Source organism: Actinoallomurus sp. CA-150999 (assembly GCF_050942425.1).
Lineage (GTDB): Bacteria > Actinomycetota > Actinomycetes > Streptosporangiales > Streptosporangiaceae > Actinoallomurus.
The window spans coordinates 7,262,885-7,287,760 of sequence record NZ_CP192063.1 but is presented as its reverse complement, the minus strand read 5'-3'; the positions used below and the strand labels follow the sequence as shown (position 1 = coordinate 7,287,760).

Genomic DNA, 24,876 nt, shown 5'->3' with positions numbered 1-24,876 from the left:
CCCGAAATCGGGATGAAGCAGGAGCCGATGCTGTGATGTGCGACTTAACCTCGGCCTGCTCACTTGAACGGGTTCTTCGGGGGACTACATGGGACTAATGGGCTGGCCGCTTATCGTCGTGGCCGTCCTGTTCGCCATCGGGGGCCCGGTGGCCTGTCTGTACCTGTGGAACCGTGTGAAGGGACGCCTCGCCGTCGTCGCCCGGCTCTTCATGATCGTCATGTGCCAGACGTTCGCCCTGCTCGTCGGCGGCGTCAGCGTCAACCACTACTTCGAGTTCTACGCCTCCTGGAGCGACCTGTTCGGCGGCGGCAAGGGCGGGGACACGCCGATCGAGGCGCTCGGCCCCGGCGCGATCGGCAGCGGCCCGGTGCGCTTCGACCGCACTCCCAAGCTCGATCCGGACGTCTACAGCGCCACGGTGACCGGCGAACGCTCCCATATCCGCTCCCGCATCCTGGTCTGGGTGCCGCCGGGCTACAACTCGCCCGCGAACGCCCACCAGACCTATCCCGTGGTGGAGCTCCTGCCCGGTTATCCCGGCACCCCCTCGACCTGGTTCCACGCCGTCCACGGCGCGAGCGCCCTCAAGCAGGAGGTGGCGGCGGGACACTCCCATCCGTTCATCCTCGTCGCACCGGTGACGACGGTCATCCACGGCCGCGACACCGAGTGCGTCGACTTCCCCAAGGGGCCGCGCGTCGAGACCTGGCTCACCGACGACGTGCGCCAGGCGGTCACGAAGGCGTTCCGCGCCGAGCCGGATCGCCGCGCCTGGGGTCTCATGGGGTTCTCCACCGGTGGCTACTGTGCGGCGAAGATGGCGGTCCGCCGGCCCGACCTGTTCGGCGCGGCCGTCACCATGCAGGGGGACGCCGTTCCCCAGACGCCGGAGGTCCAGCACGACCACGCCCTGAACGCTCAGAACTCCGTGCTCGACCTGCTTCGCACGCACCGCCCGCCGATCAGCCTCCTGCTGGCGGGCACCCGGCAGGACCGCCATTCCGACGAGGCGATCGACCAGATCATGCCGCTCATCCGGGCACCGACGACGGCCTTCCTGTACGTCCTGCCCAAGGGCGGCCACAACGCCTCGGTCTGGAACTCGATGCTGCCGAAGGCGTACGCCTGGCTGAGCAGCCGCCTGTCCGCGCCGCGCCCGTCCTGATCGACCGCGCGACCGCTCCCCGTCCCGGTGAATGACGAAGCGGCGGGCGCCAGAGGCGCCCGCCGCCGCACGGTCCCGGGTCTCAGAGCGTGACGAGACGCTGCAGGAGATCTCCGTAGGCCCGCAGCGCGAGGCGCAGGCGCTCGGTGTCGGCGTCGTCGCCCTGCCACCGCTGTTCGAGGCTCCGGCGCTGCTCGTCGAGGGCGGCGGTCAGCGCGCGTACGGCCTCTTCACACAGGGAACGGGCCTGCCGCACCGAGTCGCGGGGATCGTCGACGAACCCGGCCTTGACCTCGTGCCAGCGGCTGTCGAACCGGGCCGCGTCGCCGCGGCCGAGCAGCCGCTCGGCGGCCGTGCGAGCCTCGCCCGAACCGCCCATGCCCGGCCCCGCCGTACGGGCCTCGCCCGGACTGCCCGTTCCCGGCCCCGCCGTATGGGCATCGCCCGGACCGCCCATGCCCGGCCCGTCCGGGCGGGTCGTGTTCGGATCGCCCGTGCCAGGCCCGGCCGTGCGCGCCTCGCCCGGACCGCCCGCGCCGGGCACGTCCGTGCGGGGCGCGCTCGCTCCGGACCGGCCGCCCGGCGGACGGCCCGGAGATCCGTCCTCGTCGCGCTCGCGGGTGCGACGGGGAAGCGGAGCGGGTCCGCCGGTGTCCGTCACCGGGCCGGGCTGCGGCGGGACGATGGCCCCCTCCGCCGGTCCTGCCGTGGCGGCGCCGGGTCGGCCGGTCCGTTCTCCGGAGGAGGAGCCGACGACGCGGCCCTCGACGGCGTCGTCGGAGGGCATCCCGGCCACGGGGCGGTCGGTGGGGAGGGCGTGGCGCCCCTCGGGTCGATCCTGGCGTTCGCTCATCGTGTCCGCCCCTCCGCGACCTCGGTGTCACGCCGGGGCGCCGCGTGGCCACCGGCCGGCGTCGACGTGCGCCGGTCCTCGGCCGCCGTACGGGCGGCGTCCTCGCGGTCTTCGGGGTGCTCGCGGTCCTGCTGCCCGTCGCCGGACGCGGGCACCCGGCGGTCCCCGGCGGACGCGCGGCCCATGTCCCTCTCGCCGTCGCCGAGCAGATCCGCGAACAGGGCGCGGTAGTGGACCATGGCCTGGCGCAGATCCTCGGTGGTCGCCTGACCGGTGTCGGCTCGGCCCCGGATGTCATGTGCCGTCCGGTACCGGCCGATCGTGCCGCCATGCTCGACGGACAGGTCGGCGACCTGCTGCTCGTAGTCCTCGGTCGGGTAGCCGCGGTCCTTCATCGCGCGGACGAGAAGGTTGTCGGCTTCGGCGACGGCACTCCGGGGGGAGTCCACGAAGCGCTCCTGCATCCGCAGCCAGTCGGCGCGGTACCGGTCGCGTACGGGCGGGTCGAGGGGGTGGATCTGGAGCTCGCGGTGACGCTGCTCGCGGGCGCGGAGCTCCTGCTCGGCCTCGCGGACGCTGCCATGACGCTCGACGGCACGGTCGTATTCCGGCCCGAATCTCTCGCGCAGGCGGCGTCGCTGCTGCTGCCGTGAGGCGAGGAAACCCAGGGCCGCGATGACCAGAACCGCGACGATCACGATGACGGCCACTGCGGCGGTCGACATGATTGCCTCCGGTGGTGGGCTGTGATAGACGCCACGTGCCCGTATAAAAGAGGTCAAAACTCCTTGGGATAAACGGCGAAAGCCCGGACCCGGCCGCCGAGAGAGGCGGCCGGGTCCGGGCTTTCGATTACGCCTCGGCGTTACCGGGCGAAAGGTCCGCGAGAGAGCGCCCGGACGGTCAGACGGCCGGCGCGGGCTGCGACTCCGTGTCCTGGATCTCCGCGAGAGCGCGGGTGAAGTCCCGGGAGGACAGCCAGAGCTTGTACATGATCGCGAACTCGAAGACGAGCAGGAGGGCGGCCGCGCCGATGGTGACCGGGACGATCTGGTTCACCAGCGGCCCGATGATGAAGACCGCCATCTGGAACTCGATGCCGCTGATCAGGTGCGTACGGACGCGGTGGTCACGCAGCCAGTCGCGGACGCGGATGTACCACGCGAAGCGGGAGCGGAACTCCTGCTGCAGGTCGATGACCTCGGCGGTGCGCGCCTTGATCTCGTCCGGGTCGAGGTCGGGGTCCTCGCGCAGGAGGTCCTCGGCGAACACCGGCGTGTGGGAGGCGGTCTCCTCGATCGCCTTGGTGAGCTCACCGCGCATCTGGCGCCGGACCTTCGCGACCTGGAGGGCGTCGACGTAGCGGAGCATGTCGAGGAAGACGACCGCGACGCCGAGGAGAAGGTAGAGCTCCTTGTCGGTCGCGCGGTACTGCCCCCACATCAGGGCGAGGGTGCAGGTCAGCACGCGGACGCGGTCGAAGACATAGTCGAGCCAGCCGCCGAGGACGGTGCCGTTGCCCTTGAGCCGGGCGATCTTGCCGTCCATGCAGTCCAGCACGAAGCTCAGGTGGTAGAGCAGGGCGCCCACCACCAGCCACTTCCAGTCCGCCATCAGGAAGCAGCCCGCCGAGCCGAGGCCGAGGAAGAGCGCGCCCCAGGTGATCTGGTTCGGTGTGATCGACGTCCTGTTCGCGGTTCCGACGACGAGCCGACCGGCCAGAGGATCCACAAGGAACACGGTCCACCAGGCGTCCCGGGCCTTGAAGGTCCGGGACTTCACCTCTTCGAGCGTGAACTTCATACAGTTGGCCCCTTGGTCACGATGAGGAACGGCCCGAAATTCACGGGCCGTGGTGTTTCGATCGGTATTGGGTGAGACGCCCCCAGCGGTTGCTTGGTTTACCCCAGGTTTACGAAAACTTGGCCTTTTAGTCACACCTGAATGCCGTAACGGACGGACCGCACCGGACCGACCTGCGGGAGGTCGCGTGTGACGGGGCGGGTAACGTGCGCAGTGGGAGGCGATCAGCATGGAGAACAGGCTGTACATCGGCGGAGTGTGGGAGACGGCGAAGGCGACCTTCGACGTGACCGACCCGTCCACCGGCGAGGTCTTCGCCTCGGTGGCGGACGCCGACGCGGACGCCGCCGTACGCGCGCTCGACGCCGCGGCGGCCGCTCAGGCGTCCTGGGCCGCGACGGCTCCCCGGGAGCGGTCGGACATCCTCCGCCGGGCGTACGAGCTGATGCACGAGCGTGCCGACGAGCTCGCGCGGATCACGACGCTGGAGATGGGGCGGCCCCTCGCCGAGTCCAAGGGCGAGGTCGTCTACGCGGCGGAGTTCCTGCGGTGGTTCTCCGAAGAGGCGGTGCGTGTCGGCGGCGAGTACCGGATCGCGCCGGGCGGCGACTATCGCATCGTCACCACGCGGCAGCCGATCGGACCGGCGTATCTCGTCACTCCCTGGAACTTCCCGCTGTCGATGGTCACCCGGAAGGTCGGCCCGGCGATCGCCGCGGGCTGCACGATGATCATCAAGCCGGCGGAGGCGACGCCCCTGTCCGCGCTGGCCCTCGGCCGCCTGCTGACCTACGCCGGCCTGCCCGACGGCGTCCTGAGCGTGCTGCCGACGAACCACGCCCCCGAGGTGACCGACGCGCTTATCGCGGACGGCCGGCTGCGCGTGCTCTCGTTCACCGGCTCGACGCCGGTCGGCCGGAAGCTGATGGAGCAGGCGGCGAGCAAGGTGATCAAGACGACGATGGAGCTGGGCGGCAACGCGCCCTTCCTCGTCTTCGACGACGCCGACCTGGACGCCGCCCTCGACGGCGCGGTGCTGGCCAAGATGCGCAACACCGGCGAGTCGTGCGTGGCCGCCAACCGGTTCATCGTCCACGAGGCGGTGGCCGAGGAGTTCGCGGCCGGGCTCGCCGAGCGGCTCAGCGCGCTGCGGCTCGGCCCTGGACTCGACCCCGACACCCAGGTCGGCCCGCTGGTCGACGAGCGGGCCCGGGACCGCGTCGCCGGCCTCGTGGCCGACGCCGTCGAGCGCGGGGCGACCCTCCGTACGGGCGGGAAGGTGCCGGAGGGGCCGGGCTGGTTCTACCCGCCGACCGTGCTGAGCAACGTGCCGACGGACGCCCGCGTGATGCGGGAGGAGATCTTCGCCCCGGTCGCGCCGATCGCCGCCTTCCCCGACGAGGAGTCCATGATCGCCGCGGCCAACGACACCGAGGCGGGCCTGGTCGCCTACGCCTACACGCGGGACCTGAAGCGGGCGCTGCGGGTGGGGGAGGCCCTGGAGAGCGGCATGGTCGGGATCAACCGCGGGCTCGTGTCCAACCCGGCGGCGCCGTTCGGCGGGGTGAAGGAGTCCGGCATCGGCCGGGAGGGCGGTTTCGAGGGCATCGACGACTACGTCGAGCTGAAGTACCTCGCCGTCGACCTGTGACGAAAAGCCGGACGGCCCCGGAACGCGGGTTCCGGGGCCGTACGGACGGTCGTCACTGCTTGGGCGCCTTGGAGACGTACTCGGTCGTGTAGGTCTTGGACAGGTCGATGTCGTTCTTCTTGCCCTTGACGTTCGGCGAGAACTGCGCGAGGACGTTCAGCACGTTCTTCGCGCCGTCGGCGGACATGACGCCGTCCGGGGTGAACATGCCGATGCTGTCGGTGATCGCCTTCTCGTACAGCTTCGGGTCACCGCCGGCGTAGTCCGCCGGCATCTTCGCGGCGATCTCCGCGGGCTTGTGGGCCTTGATCCAGCCGAGCGTCTTGACGAACGCGTTGGCCAGCTTCTGCACGGTCGCCGCGTTGTTCTTGACGTAGTCGCAGTTCATGTACAGCGAGCTGGACGGGTACAGGCCGCCGAGCGCCGCCTTGGTGCCCGCCTCGTTCCGCATGTCGAGCAGGACCTTGCCCTGGCCGGTGCTGGTGAGCTTGGCGACGGTCGGGTCGGTCGTCATGCCCGCGTCGATGCCGCCGTTCTTCAGTGTGGCGATGAAGGTCTGGCCCGCGCCCGCCTTCACGGTGGTGTACCCGGAGGTCGGCACGCCGTTCTTGGTGGCCAGGTACTGCGTGAGGAAGTCGGTCGAGGAGCCGGGGCTGGTGACGCCGAGCTTCTTGCCCTTGAAGTCCGCCGGGGACTTGATCTGCCCGGCCTTGTTCGCGGCGACGACCTCGACCTCGCCCGGCACGTCGGCGAGCTGGACGACGCTCTCGACGCACTTGCCCTTGGTCTGCAGGTCGATCGCGTGGTCGTAGAAGCCGACGACGCCCTGGACGTCGCCCGAGATCATGACGTTCTCGGCCTGGGCGCCCGCGGGCTCGGTCAGCAGCTGGACGTTCAGGCCCTCCTGCTTGAAGTAGCCGAGCTGCTCGGTGAGCTTGGCGGGCAGGTAGATCACCTTGTCGATGCCGCCGACCATGATCTTGACGGTGCCGCCATCCTTGCCCCCGCCGCCTCCGGAGGAGGAGGCGCGCGAGTCGCGGCAGGCGGCCAGGGACAGGGCGGTCGTGGCGGCGAGCGCCGCCGCGGCGATACGGGTGGTGGTGCGCATGTGAGCTCTCCTAGGGGTACGTGAAGACGCCGATCCGGGGCGGGCCGGGAGTGCGGGGTCGGTCAGATCTGCGCGTCGTGGCCGACGGCCGGCGGGCGCCAGCGCAGCAGGCGGCGTTCGAGAAGGGTGAGGAGCCACTCGGCGAGCAGTGCGATCACTGTGATGATGATCATTCCGGCGTAGATGCCGGCCGAGTCGAACGTGCCCTGGGCGTGGTTGATGAGCAGACCGAGGCCCTTGTCCGCGCCGCTGTACTCACCGACGATCGCGCCGATGATGGCGAACCCGAACGCCGAGTGGAGCGAGGCGAGGATCCAGGAGGTGGCGCTGGGCACGACGATCGTCCGCAGGACGGCGGTACGGCTCGCGCCCAGGATCCGCGCGTTGTTCACCAGGTTGCGGTCCACCTCGCGGGCGCCCTGGAAGGCGTTGAAGAAGACCGCGAAGAACACCAGGATGAACGCGGTGGCGACCTTCGAGGACATGCCCAGGCCGAACCAGATGACGAACAGCGACGCCAGGATGATCCGGGGGATCGCGTTGGCGGCCTTGATGAACGGCGCGCACACGTCGGACAGGAACCGGCTGCGGCCCAGGATGATGCCGAGGATCACGCCGCCGACGCTGCCCAGCGCGAACCCGATCACGGCCTCTTCCAGGGTGTAGGCGATCTGCGTCCAGATCGAGCCCTGCGAGGTGCCGGTGGTGAACCAGTCGACGAGGCGGTGCCAGATCGCGCTCGGCTTCGAGTAGTAGAAGGGGTCGATCCAGTACGTCGCGGCCAGCTCCCACGAGCCGAGCACGGCGACGACGAGCAGGACCCGTACGGCGTTGACGGTGAAGGACCGGCGGCGGCCCACGGCGCGGGCCTGGGCGACGGCCGTCGCCTGGTCGTCCAGCTCAAGCAGCATTGCCGGCACCCCTCTCGCGGGTGATCTGGACCTCTTCACGGAGCGACTCCCACACCTCGCGGTAGATCTCGAGGAATTCGGGGGTGAGCCGGATCTCCTCGGCGTCGCGCGGGCGCTTCAGCGGCACCTCGAAGGAGGCCTTGACGGTGGCGGGGCTCGCGGTCATGACGGCGACCCGGTCCGCGAGCACGATCGCCTCTTCCAGGTCGTGCGTGACGAAGACGACGGCGGCGCCGCCGCCCTGCCCACCGGCCTCGTCACCGGTCCACAGGCGAAGCAGCTCGTCCTGCATCAGGCTGCGGGTCTGCACGTCGAGCGCGGAGAACGGCTCGTCCATCAGCAGGATCGAGGGCTCGTTGACGAGCGTCTGGGCGAGGGCGACGCGCTTGCGCATGCCGCCGGACAGCTGGTGCGGGTAGTAGGACTCGAACCCGCCCAGGCCGACCCGGCGTACCCAGTCGCGGGCCTGTTCCCGGGCGTGCCGCTTGCCGACGCCGCGGTACCGGGGGCCGGTGGCGACGTTGTCGAGCACGGTGCGCCAGGGCAGCACGGCGTCGGTCTGGAACATGTACCCGACCCCGTCCGGGATGCCGGCGACCGGGCTGCCGTACACCAGGACCTCGCCCGCCGAGGGGGGCTCGAGACCGGAGACGAGAGACAGGGTGGTCGACTTGCCGCATCCGGTGGGGCCGACCACGGCGACGAACTCACCGGCGCGTACGGTCAGGTCGAGGTTGCGAACGGCGGTGTGCACGCCACCCGACGATGAGCGGAAACGCTTGGTCGCGTCGCGGAGCTCGATCGCGGGGCCGTCAGGCTCTGCTTGCGTTGGCATGCACGGAGGTTACGAGTGCGTTTCCGCGCCGTTAAGCCTTGCTCGCGATGTAATCGCAAGCCGTGTTTCCGGAGCTTATTGGCCTTAGCGGCGTTTTCCGCGTTTTGCTCACGCGGGGTGGGAGCCGACGGCGCGGTTTCGGCTACCGTGCACGTCATGTCGCCCGGGATCCGGATCCGCTTCGCGCACCAGGTGCTGATCTTGCAGATCAGCGTGGTCGTGCTCGTCGCGCTGGTCGGGTACGGGCTGGCCGCGTGGATGCAGCGGGACGAGCTGCGCAACCAGTACGCCTCGCGGGCGCTCACGCTCGCCCGGTCGGTGGCCGCCGATCCGGTGATCGGCGACACCGCCGCGACCGGAAGCGACCCGAACGGCGTCGTCGAGGACCGGGCCGAACGCGTGCGGCTCGCCACCGGCGCGCTGTTCGTCGTGGTGACCGACCGGAACGGCATCCGCCTCGCCCACCCCACCCGCTCGCAGATCGGCAAACGGGTCAGCACGGACCCCTCGGCCGCGCTGTCCGGCCGGGAGGTGAAGGTCATCGAGCGCGGCACCCTCGGCCTGTCCGCGCGCGGGAAGGTCCCGCTGCGCGACCACACCGGAGCCCTGGTCGGCGAGGTCAGCGTCGGGTTCGACGCGGACGAGATCGACCAGCGGGTGCACCGCACGATGGCCGTCGCCGCCCTGGTCGCCGCGGCCGCCGTCGTGCTCGGCGTGGCCGGGTCGGTCGCGATCGGGCGGCGGCTCAAACGCCAGACGCTCGGCCTCGAACCGTACGAGCTGGCCGAGATGGTCCAGGAGCGCGCGGCCGTGCTGCACGGCATCAACGAGGGAGTGCTCGCGGTCGACGCCGCCAACCGGGTGACGGCCTGCAACGCCGAGGCGGCCCGCCTGCTCGGCGTTACTCCCGACCGCGGAGAACCCGTCGCCGACCTGCCCGTACGCGGACGGCTCAGGTCGGTGCTCGACGGCGAGGAGGACGCGAGCAACCTCTTCGTCCTCGCCGGTGAGCGCGTCCTCGTCGTCAACCGGCGGGAGGTCCGGCACGACGGGCGCCTGCTCGGCACGGTGATCACGCTGCGGGACCGTACGGACGTCGAGTCACTCGCCCGGGAGCTCGACGCCGTGCGCGCCCTGTTCGACGCGCTGCGCGCGCAACGGCACGAGTACGCCAACCGCATGCACACCCTGTCCGGTCTCCTCCAGCTCGGCCACTACGAGGAGGCGGCCGGCTACATCCAGACGCTCGCCGAGGTTCCGGCCGCGCGGGAGGCACCTCCGGACTCCGTCCCCGATCCGTACCTCCAGGCCTTCCTCGCCGCCAAGGCCGCCGTCGCGGCCGAGAAGGGCGTCTCCCTGGAGATCGCCGAGACGAGCTGGGTGCCGGGGCGGGTCGTGGACCCGCTCGACGTGACCACCGTCCTCGGCAATCTGGTCGAGAACGCCATCGAGGCGGCGCGGCTCGGCAGCCGCCCGGGGCGCGTGGAGGTCGAGCTGCTCGGCGACGGGGCCGACCTGCACGTCACCGTCGCGGACTCGGGAGAGGGCGTGCCGAAGGAGCTCAGAGAGGCCGTCTTCCGCGACGGCGTGTCCACCCGCGAGCCCGAGCCCGGCCGGCCGCGCGGCATGGGCCTGGCCCTCGCCCGCCAGGCCGCGCGGGGCCGCGGCGGCGACGTCACCATCGCCGACCCCGGCCCCGACGGCGTCGGCGCCGTGTTCGTCGCGAGCCTCCCGGAGGTATTGCAGTGATCAACGTGCTGGTCGTCGACGACGACTTCCGGGTGGCGCAGATCCACGCCGGATTCGTCGAGCTGGTCCCCGGGTTCCGCGTGGCCGGGCGGGCGCACACCGCCGCCGACGCCCGGGCCGGCGCGGCAGAGGTCGACCTGGTGCTGCTCGACGTCTACCTGCCCGACGAGTCCGGGCTCTCGCTGCTGCCCGAACTGGACGCCGACGTCATCATGGCCACCGCCGCGACCGACCCCGAGTCGGTCCGCACCGCATTCTCCAAGGGCGCGCTGCACTACCTGATCAAGCCGTTCACCGCCCAGGAGCTGCGCCACCGATTGCAGGCCTACGCTCGTTATCGCGAACACCTCACGACGGCCGAGGAGCTCACCCAGACCGACGTGGACCGCGCGATCCGCGCCCTGCACGCCGTCCCCCGCGGCGAGCCGCGGCCCGCCAAGGGACAGTCCTCGGTCACCGCGCGGCTGGTCGCCGAGGCCCTGCAGCGGGCCGGGGAGCCGAGGTCGGCCGCCGAGATCTCCGACGAGGTCGGCATCTCCCGGGCGACCGCCCAGCGGTACCTCGCCTCGCTCGCCCAGGCGGGGCGAGCGCACGTCACCCTGAGGTACGGCACCACGGGCCGCCCCGAGCACCAGTACGACTGGCGCGCCCGCTGACCGTGCGGCTTAGGGCGGCACGCTGCCCGCGGTGGTCAGAGGCGTTCGACGTGGTCCGAGATCGGCAGCACCCCGCGGGTGTCCAGCAGCAGGCGGGCCCGGGCCGTGATCAGGTCCAGGTCGAAGGCCCGGTGCGGCTGCAGGAGGATGGCGAGGTCCGCGCCCTCCAGCGCGGCGTCCAGGTCCGCGCAGCGCGTCACCTCCACCCCGTCGACCGACCACTCGTCCACGAGCGGGTCGACGTAGCGGATCCTCGCTCCCGAGGCGTGCAGTCGGCGGGCCAGCGGGCGGGCCGGCGACTCGCGGTCGTCGGCGACGTCCGGCTTGTAGGTCACGCCGAGCAGCGCGATGCCCGCTTCGCTGACGCAGCGCCCATGCCGGTGCAGCAGCCGCGCGGCGCGCTCGGCGACGTAACCGGGCATCCGGTCGTTGATCTGCTGGGCCAGCTCGGCGAACTGGAACTGGTAGCCGAGCCGCCGCACGCGATGCGACAGGTAGCTCGGGTCGATCGGGATGCAGTGCCCCCCGACGCCGGGACCGGGCCGGAACGCCTCGTAGCCGAACGGCTTGGTGGCCGCCGCCGTGATGGTCTCCCAGACGTCGATCCCGAGCTCGTCGCAGAACATCGCGATCTCGTTGACCAGGCCGATGTTGACCTGACGGTAGGTGTTCTCCAGCAGCTTGGCCATCTCGGCCTCGCGGGTGCCGCGGACCGGCACGATCTGCTCCACGAACTTGCCGTAGAAGGACGCCGCCCGGTCGAGGCAGGCGGGCGTGAGCCCACCGACGATCTTCGGCGTGTTGCGCAGGCCGAAGATGGGATTGCCCGGGTCGATGCGCTCCGGCGAGTAGGCCAGGTGGAAGTCGATGCCCGCGGTGAGCCCGCTCTTCTCCAGCAGCGGCCGCACGACCTCCTCCGTCGTGCCCGGCCAGGTCGTCGATTCCAGGACGACGAGCGTGCCCGGCGACAGTCGCCCGGCGATCATCTCCGCGGCTCCGACCACGGCGCTCAGATCGGGGCGCCGGTCGCGGTCGAGAGGCGTGGGAACGCAGATGAGCACGGTGCCGGCCCCGGCCAGCACCTCGTGATCGGCCGTCGCACGGAACCCCTGGGCGACGAGCCCGGCGACCTCCCCGTCGGAGATGTCGTCGACATGGGAGATGCCAGAGTTCAGGCGGTCGACGAGGCGTTCGTCGACGTCGACCCCGACCACGCGCATCCCGCTCCGCGACACCTCACGGACGATCGGCATCCCGACGTAGCCGAGCCCGATCACGGCGAGGTCCCATTCGACCGCCCGATCGTCCCGTGGCTGGTTCATCGCGCCTCACTGGAGCATTACCTACGGTCAGCGTATGCATGCTAATCGTGATGATCCGCAGTGCTGCTGATCGACACGCCTCCCGCCCGGCCGACGGATCCGGGTGGCCGGTCCGGCCGTCAACCTGGCCGTGGATGAGCATGATGGGACCATGTCAACGCGCGATCTCGTCATCCTCGGCACCGCCAGCGCCGTGCCCACCCGGGCCCGGAACCACAACGGCTACCTGCTGCGCTGGGACGGTCACGGCATCATGTTCGACCCCGGCGAGGGCACGCAGCGGCAGATGCTGAACGCCGGCGTGAGCGCGCACGACATCCGGTGGATCTGCCTGACGCACTTCCACGGCGACCACTGCCTCGGCGTGCCCGGGGTGATCCAGCGGATCGCCCGCGACGGGGTCCAACATCCCGTACGCGCGGTGTTCCCGGCGAGCGGCGACGTCTATTGGCGGCGGCTTCGCCACGCGGCGGTGTTCGCCGACACGGACGTCGTCACCGAACAGCCGATCGCCGGTGACGAGGCGTCGATCGACACCGCGGACGCGCCGTTCGCCCTGACCGCGCGCCGGCTCTCGCACCCTGTCGAGTCCTACGGTTACCGCCTCGTGGAGCCGGACGGCTTCACCATGCTGCCCGAGAAGCTCACCGAGTACCGGCTCGGCGGCCCACTGGTCGGGGAGCTGCAACGCGTCGGACGGGTGACCGCTCCGGACGGCCGTACGGTCACGCGGGCCGAGTGCAGTGTGCCCCGCCCTGGGCAGAAGGCCGCCTTCATCATGGACACCCGGATCTGCGACGCCATCATGCGGCTCGCCGACGGCGTCGACCTCCTGGTCATCGAATCCACCTTTCTGGGGGCGGACGCCCGGCTGGCGGCCGAATACGGGCATCTCACCGCCGCGCAGGCAGGCGAGATCGCCGCGAAGTGCGGGGTGCGGCGCCTGGTCCTCACTCACTTCTCCGAGCGGTACCCCGCCGAGGATCAGCTGCGGTTCGCCGACGAGGCGGCCGCCGCGTTCGGCGGCGACATCGTGCTCGCGCAGGACCTCGACCGGGTGCCTGTGCCGCCACGCCGCCGGCTCGAGCCGACCTCCGGCTCCGAGACCGCCTCTGTCTGAAGCCCTCACGTACGGCACCGGGCGTCAGGGGAGTGGGGAGGCCGTCCGGTCGCGGAACCACGCGATCGTCCGCTCGAGCCCGGTCTCCAGCGGGACCGCTTCGACGCCGGGGAAGAGACGGCGGAGCCGCGTGTCGGCGGCCTGCGAGTCGCGTACGTCTCCGGGACGTGGCGGGGCGTGCACGAGTTCCACCGGCCGGCCCAGCTGGGCGGACAGCCGCTCCGTGAGTTCGAGGATCGACACCCGGGTACCGAACGCGAGGTTCACCGGCCGTGCGCTGGTCACCCGGTGAAGAGCCGCGTCGGCGAGCATCGCCACGACCGTGCCGACGTACGTGAAGTCGCGCGTCTGCAGGCCGTCCCCGTGGACGACCAGCGGTTCGCCGTGTAATGCGGCGTCGATGAACCTCGGTATCACCGCCGAGTAGGCGTGTCCGGCCGATTGCAGAGGGCCGTAGACGTTGAAGAAACGCAGAGCCAGGACGGGCAGCCCGAAGCTGGCGGCGTACGCCAGGACGTACGCCTCGGCGGCGAGCTTGCTCGCACCGTAGGGGTTGAGCGGACGCGTGGGCAGATCCTCGTGCTTCGGCAGGTCCGGCGTCGCCCCGTAGACCGACGATGAGGAGGCGGCGACCACGTGCACCGAACTCCGGCGGCACGCCTCGAGGAGGAGGAGCGTGCCGGTGGCGTTGGCGTGGTGGCTCGCCACCGGCGCCGCCAGCGAACGCGGGATCGACGGGCGGGCGGCGAGATGCACGACCGTGTCCGCGTCGGCCACGACCTCGGCCAGCAGCCCTTGGTCCAGGATGCTGCCCTTGATGAGCTCCGCCCCGGAGCCCTCGAGGTTCTCGATACGGCCGGTGCTGAGGTCGTCGAGGGCGACGACCTTGTCGACGCCCGGCCGCGCCGTGAGCTCCCGGCACAGATTGCCGCCGATGAAACCGGCGCCGCCGGTCACCACGATCCTCACCGGACCACCTCTTTCGCGCGGGCGGGCCACCAGCCTCGCGCCTCGGCGATCGACGCGTAGATCTCCCCGATGTCGGACACCAGCCGTTGCGGGCCGAACCGTCGCGTCGTCCACGCGCGCGCCTCGTCGCCCATCTTGCGGCGCAGCGGTTCGTCCCGGAGCAGCCGCACGATGTGACAGGTGAGCTCGTGTGTGTCGCAGCGCGCGAGCAGCCCGGTCTCCTCGTGCCGTACCACCTCGGCGACGCTTCCCACGTGGGTCGCGACGCAGGGCAGCCCGGCCAGCCCGGCCTCGATGAGAGAGACCGGCATGCCCTCGTTGTCGGATGTGAGGATCACCAGGTCGGCGGCCGCGTACACCGTCTCGACGTCGGCACGCCAGCCGAGCAGCGTGAACTTGCCCTGGGAGGTCTTGGCGGCGGCCTCGACCTCCGGCATGGCGTCACCGCCCCCGCAGACGATGAACCGGGCATCGGGCTGGAGGCGGCGCACCTGGCGGGCCACGCCCACCAGCCGGTCCGGCCGCTTGACCCGGGTCAACCGGCCCACGTACGCGACGACCAGGCCGTCGCGGGGGATCCCCAGCGCCATCCGGGCCGCGGCGCGGCCGGGAAGCGGGCCGAGCGCGGCACCCGGCGGCACCACGACATACTGCTCCGGGCGGCCGACCCCGGCGGCGATCAGCTCGTCGCGGACCCGAGCGCCGACGGCGACGAGCCGGTCCGTCATCGCGGCCGAAGCCCGCTCGGCGGCCACCACCAGTCGTGTCTTGGCGGGGGAGAAGTAGCCGTGCAGCAGGTGCCCGTGGTGCGTGTGCACGCGTGCGGGCACGCGCGTCAGCACGGCGGCGGCCCGGCCCAGCAGACCGGCCTTCGCGGTATGGGTGTGGACGATGTGCGGCCGGAACCGGCGCATCTCGGTGACGAGCGCGGCGATGGCGCGGGCGTCGTCTCCCGGCCGGATCGAACGCCCGAGTGCGGGACTCCGGAACGGAGTGACGTCGGGGGCACGAAGGTCCAGGTAGTCGGCCTCGCCTGGTCCGACCGCCCCCGTGTAGAGGCGCTGATCGAAGAGCTCGGCGTCGAGACCCCGCATGAGCTCCACCGCCTGAAGCGCCGGACCACCGACGTTCATCCGGGTGATGACCCGCATCACTCTGATCCGATTGTCAGTCACCATGTGCCCCCCGCGCCGAATCGATCACGGAGAGTACGTAGCCGCAACTCGCCGTGCGCACAATCTGGCGTTGCTAAAGATTCCGCCACGTCACGGCGGTCCGGTCAGGATGCGCCGTAGTGGCAGGTCGAGTGCCCCTTGGATCGCCGTCGCGCAGGCACGGTAGTCCTCGACGGGGCCCTGGTACGGATCGGCGATGTCCTCGTCCGGCGGACCGGGCGGAGACATGCCACGCATGCGAGCCGCCTCCCGGACGAGTGACTCCGCGCGGGTCGCGATGTCCTCGCCGACGAGCCGATCCGGGCTGATCCGGCGGACGAGCCGGGCGAACTCCAGGATCGTGAACATCGTGCCGTGCGCCGAGGGGTGGAGGGCCGCCACGGCCGCGCGGTGCCGGCGCTCCGCGGTGAGGACGAGATCGGCCGTGGACAGCAGCGGCACGGTGACGGTCCGCGCGGCGAAGCCGGCCGTCTCGCCACCCAGGGAGTGGAGCACGGCGGCGGCGTCCGGATCCATGTCGGCTCCATCGTGCCCATGGGTTCCGGCGCTGCTCACGAGGATGTCCCCGGATCGCGCAGCGGCCCCGAGCCTGAGCCGAGTGAGCTCCGCGGCCATGGGAGACCGGCAGATGTTGGCCGTGCAGACGAACAGCAGGTGGAATCGCTCGGGTCTCATGTGGCGTCCTCGGCGATCACGGCAGCCGGAGTTCCGCGAACACGGCGCGGTGGTCGCTGCCGGGCAGGTCGTACACCTTCACCCGCCGCACCCCGCACCGCGTGTCGGCGAGCACGTGATCGAGGGTGATCGGCGGCACCCACCACTGCCGGAAGGTCGGGATCAACCCGTTTCCGGTCTCGTACGCGGCGTCGACGTACCCCTCGCCGATCAGCCGCCGCATGGACGTGTGATCGAGCGTGGCGTTGAAATCACCCGCCAGGATCCGTACGGGGCCCTGTCGCTGTCCCGTGGGGAGGAGGCCGAAGGCGCGATTCCACTGCCCGACTCCGGACGGATTCATCGGGTGCGCGAGGTGCACGGCCATCACCTCCACGCGAGGTCCTCGGGGGACGTCCATCTCCGCATGGGGTATCGCGAGCCCGACGAGGTGTACCTGGAACATCGGGCGAGGGTGGAGCGGCCAGCGTGCGTACAGGGCCGATCCCAGCGCGCTCCCGAGCGGTGTGGTGATCTTGTAGGGCAGGAGGTGCCCCAACCCCGCCCGCTCGAAGGCGGCGCCGGCCTGGGCCGTGAACTCCTGCATGCTCAGTAGATCCGCGTGCGTGCGGCGCACGAGCCCGACGAGGGCGTGGGGGTTCGCCTGCCCGAGACGGAGATTGGCGGTGAGAACCCGCAGCACCGGGCCTCCGGCCACGGGCGCGGCAGCACCGACGGCGCGGGGAAGCACGGCGGCGGCGAACGCCGCCGACACCGCCAGCGCGACACCGAAGGCCTTCCAGCGACGGAGCGCCAGAGCGAGGACGACGAGGACGACCGAGATGACGGCGACATACGGGGTGAAGGTCAGGATCGGGACGAGCAGCCCGGCCAGAATCGGCGCCCTGTCGACGCCGACGAGACGGGCGACCGCCCAGCCCGCACAGATGACGATCAGCCAGGTCAGCGGCCGATGGAGAAGGTCACGCATGCGTGAGCGCGCCGTTGTCTCGGGCGAGCCCACTGCGGTCGTGTTCATGGGAGACCCCCGTCTCTCCTCTGGGCTGGAACTGTCGAAATCTGACGCTGCGCGACGAGCCGTCGCTCAGGGTAACAGTCATGGGCCGCTGTGCCTCGCAGCCGCTAGCCGGGGATCAGGCCTTTGGGCTCTGGGCGGTCGACGACGAGCGAGGGGACGAGCTCCGCCATCGTCTTGGGGTCCCACCCGACGATCCGGCCGACACCGGGCAGCCAGGCGCCGTTCACCGTCGGGATCGTCTTCGCGGTGACGGCGCCGTCGCACAGTGCCAGCGCGAGGCGGACGAGGTCGTACAGGTGGTTGCCCCTGTCGACCGTGACGACGGCGAGGGCCGTCCTGACGAACGCGATGGTCCGCGCCGGCTCGAGCGCCGCTTCGGGACTCGTCGCCTTCTCGATCACCGCGGCGAGGAGCCTCCGCCGGCGTTCGGCCGGGCCCGGGTGGGCGTGGGGGAGGTTGCCGTCGCGCAGATAGTCCAGCGCCCGGTTGCCGGAGATGGTGGAGCAGTTCGCGGATGCCCGTGGCGCGGCGACCCGGGTCGGCTCGTCCGCACAGATTCGCACCCCACCGACCGCGTCGGCCAGCGAGACCAGACCGCCGAGACCGATCTCGACATAGTGGTCGACGCTGACGTGGATGATGCTCTCGACCCCGCGGATCAACAGTCGCGGCCCGCCCCGGTCGTAGGCCGTGCCGAGAGAGGCGGCGCCGTAACCGGCGATCGTGGCGGTGGTGCGCAACGGCAGGCTGACGAGCAGCGGTCTGCCGCCGTCGTGGCGGAGGTGAAGCTCCATCGCCGTGTCGATGCGGCGCCCGCCGGTGCCGGTCAACGAGTGGCGTTCCGGTAGGTCGTCGTGGGTGACCAGGAGCCAGTCCTCGCCGAGTCCCCACGTGGGTTTGAGGGGATAGGGCGCGGTCGCGTCGATCCGGCCGAGGCTCGCTTCGGCGATGAGGCATGACGCCAGCAGGCCCACCAGGAGGACGTCGAGCACGGCGTACGGCCAGCGCCGCCCGCCGTACCTGGGGAGCCACGCCCTCGGCCCCCGCGGCGGTGCGTCAGGGTTCATGGTGCGGCGTTCCTTCCACTCGTCATCGACGCGTGCAGCGTCCGGTGGATCAGCTGCTGCTACTGTCCGTAGTTATATCTGTGCGCACTGTGCGAGCCGGTCGAGCGAAACACCAGGAACGTCGGGGGGAACGAGAGTGCACGGGCGGACGGACCACGCTTCGGCCGCGGGCCTCCGGGACCTCTGCCGACCGGCGACGCTGGTCCTTCTCCTGGTCCCGCTGAGCATGCTCGGCGCGGGCACGTCCACCGACGGCCGGCTCGCCGTCGTCGGCGCGATCGCCGTGTCGGCGGCGCTCGCCGCCGCGTCGGTCCTTCTCGGCGTCGTGCCGGTGCGGCACACCTACCTCTGGACGGTGCTCCTCGCCGGCCTGCTGGTCGTGAGCTTCGCCTTTCCGTCGGCGGCGGTGCCGGCGCCGCCAGGGCAGCGGTATCGGGCCGTCGACCTCCTGCGGTCGTTGAGCGCGATGCCGCACGCGCAGCTCGCCCGGCTCTTCGACCTCGTGGGAATCCTGGCGGGGCTGGCGCTGCTGGGCGTCGGCGTCGTCACCTCGCCGCATCCCCGGCAGGTCGCGCGCGTGATCACGCTGTCGGGTGCGGCCGCCGCGGCGTACGTCCTCGTCCGCGGCGGCTTCGACAACGTGCGTCTCGAAGGGCTCGGCTGCAACCCGAACTACCTCGGCTTTCTCCTCGCCATCCCGTTCGTCACCGCCGTGGGGCTCGTGCGGTACGCCCGTAATCCGCGATGGCTCGTGCCCGCGGCCGTCTGCGGCATCGCGCTCTCCGCGACGCACTCACGGAGCGCGTCCCTGGCGGCCGTCATCGGCGTCGCCATCGTCCTGCTCCAGGGCTGCTCGCGGCTCCTCCAGATCATTCTGATCTCCGGCGTCGCCACGGCCACGACCGCTGCGGCGGCCGGGGGGATGCTCCGGCCGATGGGACGGCATATCGAGAACCTGGGCGCCGGTGGCCGGTCGATCACCGATCTGAGCCTCAGCAACGGTCTGCGCAAGAGAGTGGCGGAGTTCGCCATACGGGTGACCATCGAGCATCCGGTGCGGGGGATCGGTCTCTCGACGTTCCCCGGCTATGCCCAGCGCTCCCCAGACCTCGGCGTCTACCTCGCGACCCATGACGAATATCTGCGGCTGGCCGCCGAGGCGGGCGTCATCACGTTGGTCGTGTTCGTCGTCCTGCTCTGGCTCGGCCTGGGGCGGCGACAGGCCGGCGACCTGGCGCTGCTGCGCGCCGTCGTGCTCATGTACGGGGTGATTCTCCTGCTCTCCAACCCGCTGGCGAATCTGGTCGTCAGCGCGCCCTTCTGGGTCTCGATGGGGTGCCTCCTGGCCGCCCGGCCCAGCCGGGGGCTCACCACGAGGGCGCTGGTGGCCGACGCGGCTCGGGCGCTCGGGCGGAGACGAGAAGCGACCTCGATCATCGGATCACCACGAGAAGGGGCGGAGCCACGTGCCTGACGTCCGAGCCGACGCCCGGAGGGACGACCGGTTCCGATTCGGCGCGAACTGGCGTTCCTTCATCGAACTCGTCGATGACACGAGGATCGCCGCCGCCGTCCACGCCGTCCGCGATCCCCTGAAGGTCGCCGATCTGACCGGCCGTACCTTTCTCGACGTGGGGTGCGGCAGCGGGCTCTTCTCGCTGGCCGCCCAACGGCTCGGGGCGCGGGTCCGCGCCTTCGATTTCGATCCCGAGTCGGTGGCGGCCGCCGCCGAGTTGCGCAGGCGGTTCGCGCCGGGCAGCGACTGGGACATCGGGCAGGGGTCCATCCTCGACGACCGGTTCGTCGAGCGCCTGGGCACCTTCGACGTCGTCTACGCCTGGGGCGTGCTGCACCATACGGGCGACCTGTGGGCTGCGATCGACGCCACGTCCCGCCTGGTCGTCCCGGGCGGCCTCATCTACATCTCGGTGTACAACGACCAAGGGCCACGGAGCCGGATGTGGTGGCGGGTGAAACGGCGCTACAACAGGTCCGGTCCGCTGGTACGGCGGCTTCTCCTCGCGGCGAGCGCCGCCTACCTCGCCCGGAACGCTCCGCTGCGCCGGCTCCTGCGCGCGGCCTCCTGCGACGCCGGCGCGCCGGACCGGCGGGTACGGCCACGGGGCATGTCCGCCTGGCACGACCTCGTCGATTGGGTCGGTGGGTTCCCCTTCGACGTGGCCAGGCCTGAGCAGGTGTTCGGGTTCCTGCGCTCCCGGGGCTTCGAACTGCGCCACATGACGACCTGCGGAGGCGGCCTCGGGTGCAACGAGTACGTCTTCGAACGGCCTCACGACGGTTGACGGACCAGGCCGAGCAGTTCGCGGTAGACGCGCACGTGCTCGTCGACCATGACGTCGTCGCTCAGGTGCGCCTCGCTCCACGCGCGTGCCCTCAGCCCGAGCTCGGCGGCGAACGCCGGATCCCCGATCACCCGTGCGATCCCGTCCGCCAGCGCCTGGGGGTCGGCCGGCGGCACCAGTACGCCGCAGCCGCGGAGCAACTCGCCGGTGCCTCCGACCTCCGTCGCGACGACCGGGCGTCCCGCCGCCATCGCCTCCATGACGGCGTTGCTCATGCCTTCCTGAAGTGAGGCGAGAGCCACGACGTCGCACCGCGCCAGCAGCCGTCCGATGTCGGTTCGCGTACCGAGGAAGCGGACGTCGACGTCGAGCCGCGTCGCCTGACGCCGCAGCGCCGCCCGCTCGGGCCCGTCGCCGGCCAGCGCGAGTGTGCAGGGGACCCCGCGCGCCCGCAGTCGTGCCATGGCCTCGAGGAGGTGCCGGTGGCCCTTGTACGCGATGAGGTTGGCCACGCAGAGCACGACCGGAAGCCGGGCGGCGAGGGGAGCGGGAGGCATCGGCTCGAAGGCGGCGCCGGGCAGACCGTTCCGTACGATCGTGAGCTTCTCCGTCGTGACGCCCCTGTCCCGCAACGCGTCGTCGGCGACGGCCCGCGCATTCGCGATGAGATGGTCGGTCACGCGCGTTGCCGCAGCGTCCAGGGCCGACACCAGCGGGCGGCCCCGCTTGAAATCCCCGAGGCTTCGGCGGCCAGCCACGAGCACCGGGACGCCCGCCGGCCGTGCGACCGCGGCGGCCGTCACGTGGCTGTGGAAGAGGAACGCGTGCAGCACGTCGGGCCGTGTCCGGCGCAGGCGGCCGACCAGCCGGAGGAGCGCCGCCGCGTTGTCCGACGGCATCCGCCAACCTGCGGAGCGGCGCTGGAACCCGAGGTGGACGACGGGGACACCGGCGGTGCGCAGGGTGTCCTCGTGGGGACCTCCCTCGAACATCACCAGCACGCTCGTGTCGACGCCCCGTGCGCGCAGACCCTCGGCGAGCAGGGCGACCTGCTTCTCGGTGCCGCCGAGGCCGAGTTGGCCGATCAGCAGGCACACACGCTCCAACGGGGCCGACGCCCCGCCGGCATCGGCCCGCGCCATCATGGTCGTGATGATAAGACGACGATTTTCCGCCGACCTTCGCCGTCTGCCTCTCACTCAATTGTCCGTGTCGAGGCGGTATTGCATCAGGCATGAACGGCGACGGTCGGATTCTCAAAGAATATTTTAGAAAAGTCGATGCTGATGGTCGAACGGCGACTTGAATGTCGTTCATCCGGTCTGGATATCGTTGTAAGTGGAAGACCGGCCGATGGAATTAGCGCGACGGTGATATGGCGGAGGCATCCCATGAGCTGGCACGATGTCGCCTTTGCGCCGGGCGTGGTCGCCGGGCCGTCTCCGTACGACTCGGCCCGATTCGGTATCGCCGTCGATCGGATCTCCGTATCCGTGGCGTCGGCGGCGACGCTCGAGGACGTACTCGACGCGATCAATGCCTCCACGGCGGATGTCGTGGTGCTGCGTTATCCGGCCGATCGCATGAGCTGGTTCGCGGCCCTGGCGGAACTCGACCGGACGGCCATCGTCGCCGACAACCTCGTCGGCTGGAAACTGGCCACTGGCCAGGGACGACGCCCTCCTCCGCTGCCGCGCGGTCTCGAGATCGTCGACGCCGTGAGCGCGGCGGAGATGGACGCCATGATCGCCGGAGCCTTCCGTGACTACGGCAACCACTACCTCGCCAATCCACTGTTCGATCCGGCGCTGGTGCTCGCGGGCTATCAGGAATGGGCCCGCCGGGAGATCACGAGCGGCGTCGTCGCCATCCGAAACGCCGAGAACCGAGACCACGAATCCGGGATGCTCGGGTTCGTCACCTACGGGGAGGCGGGCGGCGTCGCCGAGATCGCGCTCGGCGGAGTGGTATCGGGTGCCCAGAACGCCGGGCTCTACCTCCACCTGCTCGCCGGAATGGAGGATCGAGCGGCGTCACGCGGAATCGAAAGCGTCGTCATCTCCACCCAGAGCCGGAACATCCGAGTGCAGCGTCGCTGGGCGGACTACGGCTTCAAGCCGGTGCTCAGCGTTTTCACCGTCCACATTATCCGGCGGGGCCTGCTGAGAGCCGGTCGAGACAAGGTGGTGGGACTTTGCCAGAGACTACCGTGATTCCGTTCAATCGCCCCTACGTCGCCGGAGCGGAGCAGGAATATCTGGTGCGGGCCATGGCCGGTGGTGCTCTGGAGGGGGACGGGCCGTTCACGAGACGAGCGAACGCGCTGATCGCCGAGCTCATCGGGGCCTCCTCGGCCCTGCTGACGACCTCGTGCACGCACGCGCTGGAGATGAGTGCCCTGCTCCTCGGCATCGCCCCCGGTGACGAGGTCGTCATGCCGTCGTTCACCTTCACCTCGACCGCCACCGCCTTCGCGCTGCGCGGCGCGGTCCCGGTCTTCGCCGACTGCCGTCCGGACACGCTCAACCTGGACGAGCGGCGGGTCGAGGCGGCGATCACGGAACGGACGCGCGCGATCGTGGTCATGCACTACGCCGGCGTGGCCTGTGAGATGGACGCCATCATGGCGATCGCCGAGCGGTACGGCCTGGCCGTGGTGGAGGACAACGCACACGGGCTCTGTGCCCGTTACCGCGGCCGACCGCTGGGGTCGTTCGGTGCGATGGCCACCCAGAGCTTCCACGCCACGAAGAACGTTCAGTGCGGGGAGGGCGGTGCGCTCGTCCTGAACGACCCCGGGCTCGTCGAACGCGCTGAGATCATCCGGGAGAAGGGCACCAACCGCGCCCAGTTCTTCCGCGGGATGGTGGACAAATACCGGTGGATCGACATCGGTTCGAGCTACCTGCCCTCCGATCTGCTGGCCGCCTTCCTCGTCGCACAGCTCGAGGCGATCGACGACATCCAGGCCCGGCGGCACCGGGTCTGGGCGGCCTATGACGAGGGGGTGGCCGACTGGGCCAAGCGGCGTGAGGTGCGGCGGCCGACCGTACCCGTCGACCGAGACCATCCGGCTCACCTGTATTACCTGCTGCTGCCCGATCTGGCCCACCGCCAGGCGTTCCTGCGCCATCTCGGCGAGCGAGGGGTGCGGGCGGCATTCCATTATCAGCCGTTGCACACCACGCCCGGGGGACTGCGGTACGGACGCGCGGCGCCGGGCGGATGTCCGGTCACCGAGGACGCCGCCGACCGGCTCGTGCGGCTTCCCCTGTTCGCCGCGATGAGCGATGACGAACTGCGGCGCATCATCGACGCCGTCATCTCCTACTGAGAGAGGACGTCGGATCGGAGGTCGGCGGCCTCGTCGGAGGCCGCCGGGCCGACCTCGGTACGGACGACGTACGTGGGGCGGCCCATGCCGCCGGCGTGCACCCGGCCGAGATACTCACCCACCACTCCGATGCCGAGCAACTGCGCGCTCGAGAACAGCGCGATCATGGAGGCGAGGCTGGTGAAACCCGCGACGGTGGTCTCCCCGGTGAAGTAGCAGCACAACACCAGGCCGCAGAGGAGCAGCCCGAACGCGCCGACTCCAGCGCCGAGGTAGGTGACGAACCGCAGCGGTGTCGTGCTGTACCCGACGAGCATGTTGACGGCGTGGCGCAGCAGTGCGCGCAGGGTGTAGCCGGAGCGGCCGGACCTGCGCTGCTCCATCCGCACGTCGACGCACGTGATGCGGGTGGTCGCCCAGGAGAGCGCCACGTCGATCGAGACGTGGGGGCCGGTGAGACCGTCGAAACCGTTGCGGAGGAACGCGCGGAACGCCCGGAAGGCACTGATGTGCCGGGCACCGTGGATGCCGAACGGGCCGGCGAGGGAGACCTTCACCAGCTGCGACGCGAGGCTGCGCGCCACCCCGTGCTCCTCCTCCCGCGGGCGTGCGTACACCAGATCGACCTCGTCGGTGAGCGCGGCGAGTAGCCGGGGCACCTCCTCGGGCGGGTGCTGCAGATCGTCGTCCATCGTCACGATGACGTCGTGGCGGGCGGCGCGTATGCCGGCGATCAGCGCGTTGTGCTGGCCGTAGTTGCGTGCCAGCTGGATGGCCCGCACTTCCCGGTGACGGCGCGCCAGAGCGGCGGCGACGTCCCACGTGTCGTCCGGACTGCCGTCGACGACCAGCACGATCTCATGCTCGATGGCCGCGCCGGGAAGGACGGCGGAGAGCCGGGTGACCAGCTCCGGCAGCATCTCTGCCGACCGGTAACACGGGACTACGACGGACACGAACATGCGCACCTCACGGACTGGTCACAGGCCGGATCAGAAATCTCAGTGCAGCATTTCCAGCTTCGGCGCGTATCTACTACAGGCGGTAGAGAAATTGACCGAATCGATGTCGTTAATAGACCTCTCTATTTTCCTGCTCCCCACGGCAGGTGGGAAAGCTGTATGGCGTGTGTCTTCGGGGGTGGATAGAGCGCATGGTG

The 24,876-nt window shown here is 70.7% G+C and carries 23 protein-coding genes; 9 read left to right on the top strand and 14 right to left on the bottom strand.

Translation table 11 applies throughout. From position 1 onward, the window contains the following. Positions 1 to 97 precede the first annotated feature (97 nt). The gene (locus ACQP2O_RS33685) at positions 98 to 1,168 is read left to right on the top strand and encodes an alpha/beta hydrolase (protein ID WP_433172176.1); all 1,071 of its coding nucleotides are present in this window, start codon (positions 98 to 100) and stop codon (positions 1,166 to 1,168) included. A gap of 82 nt (positions 1,169 to 1,250) precedes the next feature. Here ACQP2O_RS33685 and ACQP2O_RS33680 read toward each other — a convergent pair whose 3' ends face one another. The 3 genes from ACQP2O_RS33680 to ACQP2O_RS33670 all read right to left on the bottom strand — a co-directional run bounded on the left by ACQP2O_RS33680 (position 1,251) and on the right by ACQP2O_RS33670 (position 3,824). Further along, entirely contained in the window at positions 1,251 to 2,021 is a 771-nt protein-coding gene (locus ACQP2O_RS33680) for a hypothetical protein (protein WP_433172174.1), read from the bottom strand. Further along, a complete protein-coding gene (locus ACQP2O_RS33675) occupies positions 2,018 to 2,746 on the bottom strand; it encodes a hypothetical protein (RefSeq protein WP_433172172.1) in 729 nt (242 codons plus the stop codon). The genes ACQP2O_RS33680 and ACQP2O_RS33675 overlap by 4 nt, the downstream gene beginning before the upstream one ends. 178 nt (positions 2,747 to 2,924) lie before the next feature. Then, positions 2,925 to 3,824 carry a CDP-alcohol phosphatidyltransferase family protein gene (locus ACQP2O_RS33670; RefSeq protein WP_433172170.1) on the bottom strand — a complete coding sequence of 300 codons (900 nt, stop codon included), beginning with the start codon at positions 3,822 to 3,824 and terminating at the stop codon, positions 2,925 to 2,927. A gap of 229 nt (positions 3,825 to 4,053) precedes the next feature. Here ACQP2O_RS33670 and ACQP2O_RS33665 point away from each other — a divergent pair, with 229 nt between their 5' ends. After that, positions 4,054 to 5,475 carry an NAD-dependent succinate-semialdehyde dehydrogenase gene (locus ACQP2O_RS33665; protein ID WP_433172168.1) on the top strand — a complete coding sequence of 474 codons (1,422 nt, stop codon included), beginning with the start codon at positions 4,054 to 4,056 and terminating at the stop codon, positions 5,473 to 5,475. A gap of 52 nt (positions 5,476 to 5,527) precedes the next feature. On the opposite strand, the gene ACQP2O_RS33660 is transcribed toward ACQP2O_RS33665, so the two are convergent. From ACQP2O_RS33660 to ACQP2O_RS33650, 3 genes are all read right to left on the bottom strand, one after another. Continuing rightward, positions 5,528 to 6,583, bottom strand: a complete 1,056-nt coding sequence (locus ACQP2O_RS33660) for an ABC transporter substrate-binding protein (RefSeq protein WP_433172166.1) — start codon at positions 6,581 to 6,583, stop codon at positions 5,528 to 5,530. Positions 6,584 to 6,645: 62 nt separating this feature from the next. Then, a complete protein-coding gene (locus tag ACQP2O_RS33655) occupies positions 6,646 to 7,494 on the bottom strand; it encodes an ABC transporter permease (protein WP_433172164.1) in 849 nt (282 codons plus the stop codon). Beyond that, positions 7,484 to 8,329, bottom strand: coding sequence for an ABC transporter ATP-binding protein (locus ACQP2O_RS33650; RefSeq protein ID WP_433172162.1), 846 nt, complete (start codon positions 8,327 to 8,329; stop codon positions 7,484 to 7,486). The genes ACQP2O_RS33655 and ACQP2O_RS33650 overlap by 11 nt, the downstream gene beginning before the upstream one ends. A 156-nt stretch (positions 8,330 to 8,485) precedes the next feature. Here ACQP2O_RS33650 and ACQP2O_RS33645 point away from each other — a divergent pair, with 156 nt between their 5' ends. Together ACQP2O_RS33645 and ACQP2O_RS33640 are read left to right on the top strand one after the other, a co-directional pair. Further along, positions 8,486 to 10,078 (top strand): sensor histidine kinase, encoded by a 1,593-nt coding sequence (locus ACQP2O_RS33645; RefSeq protein WP_433172160.1) that lies wholly within the window; start codon positions 8,486 to 8,488, stop codon positions 10,076 to 10,078. Next, positions 10,075 to 10,734, top strand: a complete 660-nt coding sequence (locus ACQP2O_RS33640) for a response regulator (RefSeq protein ID WP_433172158.1) — start codon at positions 10,075 to 10,077, stop codon at positions 10,732 to 10,734. The genes ACQP2O_RS33645 and ACQP2O_RS33640 overlap by 4 nt, the downstream gene beginning before the upstream one ends. Positions 10,735 to 10,769: 35 nt before the next feature. Here the strand turns inward: ACQP2O_RS33640 and ACQP2O_RS33635 are convergent, their stop codons facing one another. Continuing rightward, positions 10,770 to 12,056: a nucleotide sugar dehydrogenase gene (locus tag ACQP2O_RS33635; protein WP_433172156.1), complete on the bottom strand. Its 1,287-nt coding sequence runs from the start codon at positions 12,054 to 12,056 to the stop codon at positions 10,770 to 10,772. 151 nt (positions 12,057 to 12,207) lie between these two features. On the opposite strand from ACQP2O_RS33635, the gene ACQP2O_RS33630 reads away from it, so the two are divergent. Next, the gene (locus tag ACQP2O_RS33630; protein WP_433172154.1) at positions 12,208 to 13,176 is read left to right on the top strand and encodes a ribonuclease Z; all 969 of its coding nucleotides are present in this window, start codon (positions 12,208 to 12,210) and stop codon (positions 13,174 to 13,176) included. A 24-nt stretch (positions 13,177 to 13,200) separates the two neighbouring features. On the opposite strand, the gene ACQP2O_RS33625 is transcribed toward ACQP2O_RS33630, so the two are convergent. From ACQP2O_RS33625 to ACQP2O_RS33605, 5 genes are all read right to left on the bottom strand, one after another. Continuing rightward, a complete protein-coding gene (locus tag ACQP2O_RS33625) occupies positions 13,201 to 14,145 on the bottom strand; it encodes an NAD-dependent epimerase/dehydratase family protein (RefSeq protein ID WP_433172152.1) in 945 nt (314 codons plus the stop codon). After that, positions 14,142 to 15,323 carry a glycosyltransferase gene (locus ACQP2O_RS33620; protein ID WP_433172150.1) on the bottom strand — a complete coding sequence of 394 codons (1,182 nt, stop codon included), beginning with the start codon at positions 15,321 to 15,323 and terminating at the stop codon, positions 14,142 to 14,144. The genes ACQP2O_RS33625 and ACQP2O_RS33620 overlap by 4 nt, the downstream gene beginning before the upstream one ends. Positions 15,324 to 15,410: 87 nt before the next feature. Beyond that, positions 15,411 to 15,995, bottom strand: a complete 585-nt coding sequence (locus ACQP2O_RS33615) for a hypothetical protein (RefSeq protein WP_433172148.1) — start codon at positions 15,993 to 15,995, stop codon at positions 15,411 to 15,413. A gap of 16 nt (positions 15,996 to 16,011) precedes the next feature. Next, positions 16,012 to 16,965: an endonuclease/exonuclease/phosphatase family protein gene (locus ACQP2O_RS33610; RefSeq protein ID WP_433172146.1), complete on the bottom strand. Its 954-nt coding sequence runs from the start codon at positions 16,963 to 16,965 to the stop codon at positions 16,012 to 16,014. Positions 16,966 to 17,117: 152 nt separating this feature from the next. Then, the gene (locus ACQP2O_RS33605; RefSeq protein WP_433172142.1) at positions 17,118 to 18,080 is read right to left on the bottom strand and encodes an LCP family protein; all 963 of its coding nucleotides are present in this window, start codon (positions 18,078 to 18,080) and stop codon (positions 17,118 to 17,120) included. Positions 18,081 to 18,216: 136 nt separating this feature from the next. Here ACQP2O_RS33605 and ACQP2O_RS33600 point away from each other — a divergent pair, with 136 nt between their 5' ends. Both ACQP2O_RS33600 and ACQP2O_RS33595 read left to right on the top strand, forming a co-directional pair. Continuing rightward, a complete protein-coding gene (locus tag ACQP2O_RS33600; protein WP_433172140.1) occupies positions 18,217 to 19,554 on the top strand; it encodes an O-antigen ligase family protein in 1,338 nt (445 codons plus the stop codon). Then, positions 19,547 to 20,383, top strand: coding sequence for a class I SAM-dependent methyltransferase (locus ACQP2O_RS33595; RefSeq protein WP_433172138.1), 837 nt, complete (start codon positions 19,547 to 19,549; stop codon positions 20,381 to 20,383). The genes ACQP2O_RS33600 and ACQP2O_RS33595 overlap by 8 nt, the downstream gene beginning before the upstream one ends. Here ACQP2O_RS33595 and ACQP2O_RS33590 read toward each other — a convergent pair. After that, positions 20,371 to 21,528 carry a glycosyltransferase gene (locus ACQP2O_RS33590; RefSeq protein WP_433172136.1) on the bottom strand — a complete coding sequence of 386 codons (1,158 nt, stop codon included), beginning with the start codon at positions 21,526 to 21,528 and terminating at the stop codon, positions 20,371 to 20,373. The two genes, ACQP2O_RS33595 and ACQP2O_RS33590, sit on opposite strands and share 13 nt — an antisense overlap. Before the next feature lie 135 nt (positions 21,529 to 21,663). Here ACQP2O_RS33590 and ACQP2O_RS33585 point away from each other — a divergent pair, with 135 nt between their 5' ends. Next, positions 21,664 to 22,596 carry a hypothetical protein gene (locus ACQP2O_RS33585; protein WP_433172134.1) on the top strand — a complete coding sequence of 311 codons (933 nt, stop codon included), beginning with the start codon at positions 21,664 to 21,666 and terminating at the stop codon, positions 22,594 to 22,596. Further along, positions 22,578 to 23,717, top strand: coding sequence for a dTDP-4-amino-4,6-dideoxygalactose transaminase (gene rffA, locus ACQP2O_RS33580; RefSeq protein WP_433172132.1), 1,140 nt, complete (start codon positions 22,578 to 22,580; stop codon positions 23,715 to 23,717). Before ACQP2O_RS33585 ends, rffA begins: the two co-directional genes overlap by 19 nt. Here rffA and ACQP2O_RS33575 read toward each other — a convergent pair. Then, positions 23,711 to 24,679: a glycosyltransferase family 2 protein gene (locus ACQP2O_RS33575; protein WP_433172130.1), complete on the bottom strand. Its 969-nt coding sequence runs from the start codon at positions 24,677 to 24,679 to the stop codon at positions 23,711 to 23,713. The two genes, rffA and ACQP2O_RS33575, sit on opposite strands and share 7 nt — an antisense overlap. Positions 24,680 to 24,876: the final 197 nt, after the last annotated feature.

Bases quoted from the DNA above. Each gene is read 5' to 3' on its own strand.
- ACQP2O_RS33685 (WP_433172176.1), top strand. From the start codon at position 98: ATGGGCTGGCCGCTTATCGTCGTGGCCGTCCTGTTCGCCATCGGGGGC.
- ACQP2O_RS33680 (WP_433172174.1), bottom strand. From the start codon at position 2,021: ATGAGCGAACGCCAGGATCGACCCGAGGGGCGCCACGCCCTCCCCACC.
- ACQP2O_RS33675 (WP_433172172.1), bottom strand. From the start codon at position 2,746: ATGTCGACCGCCGCAGTGGCCGTCATCGTGATCGTCGCGGTTCTGGTC.
- ACQP2O_RS33670 (WP_433172170.1), bottom strand. From the start codon at position 3,824: ATGAAGTTCACGCTCGAAGAGGTGAAGTCCCGGACCTTCAAGGCCCGG.
- ACQP2O_RS33665 (WP_433172168.1), top strand. From the start codon at position 4,054: ATGGAGAACAGGCTGTACATCGGCGGAGTGTGGGAGACGGCGAAGGCG.
- ACQP2O_RS33660 (WP_433172166.1), bottom strand. From the start codon at position 6,583: ATGCGCACCACCACCCGTATCGCCGCGGCGGCGCTCGCCGCCACGACC.
- ACQP2O_RS33655 (WP_433172164.1), bottom strand. From the start codon at position 7,494: ATGCTGCTTGAGCTGGACGACCAGGCGACGGCCGTCGCCCAGGCCCGC.
- ACQP2O_RS33650 (WP_433172162.1), bottom strand. From the start codon at position 8,329: ATGCCAACGCAAGCAGAGCCTGACGGCCCCGCGATCGAGCTCCGCGAC.
- ACQP2O_RS33645 (WP_433172160.1), top strand. From the start codon at position 8,486: ATGTCGCCCGGGATCCGGATCCGCTTCGCGCACCAGGTGCTGATCTTG.
- ACQP2O_RS33635 (WP_433172156.1), bottom strand. From the start codon at position 12,056: ATGAACCAGCCACGGGACGATCGGGCGGTCGAATGGGACCTCGCCGTG.
- ACQP2O_RS33630 (WP_433172154.1), top strand. From the start codon at position 12,208: ATGTCAACGCGCGATCTCGTCATCCTCGGCACCGCCAGCGCCGTGCCC.
- ACQP2O_RS33620 (WP_433172150.1), bottom strand. From the start codon at position 15,323: ATGGTGACTGACAATCGGATCAGAGTGATGCGGGTCATCACCCGGATG.
- ACQP2O_RS33615 (WP_433172148.1), bottom strand. From the start codon at position 15,995: ATGAGACCCGAGCGATTCCACCTGCTGTTCGTCTGCACGGCCAACATC.
- ACQP2O_RS33610 (WP_433172146.1), bottom strand. From the start codon at position 16,965: ATGCGTGACCTTCTCCATCGGCCGCTGACCTGGCTGATCGTCATCTGT.
- ACQP2O_RS33605 (WP_433172142.1), bottom strand. From the start codon at position 18,080: ATGAACCCTGACGCACCGCCGCGGGGGCCGAGGGCGTGGCTCCCCAGG.
- ACQP2O_RS33590 (WP_433172136.1), bottom strand. From the start codon at position 21,528: ATGATGGCGCGGGCCGATGCCGGCGGGGCGTCGGCCCCGTTGGAGCGT.
- ACQP2O_RS33585 (WP_433172134.1), top strand. From the start codon at position 21,664: ATGCTGATGGTCGAACGGCGACTTGAATGTCGTTCATCCGGTCTGGAT.
- ACQP2O_RS33575 (WP_433172130.1), bottom strand. From the start codon at position 24,679: ATGTTCGTGTCCGTCGTAGTCCCGTGTTACCGGTCGGCAGAGATGCTG.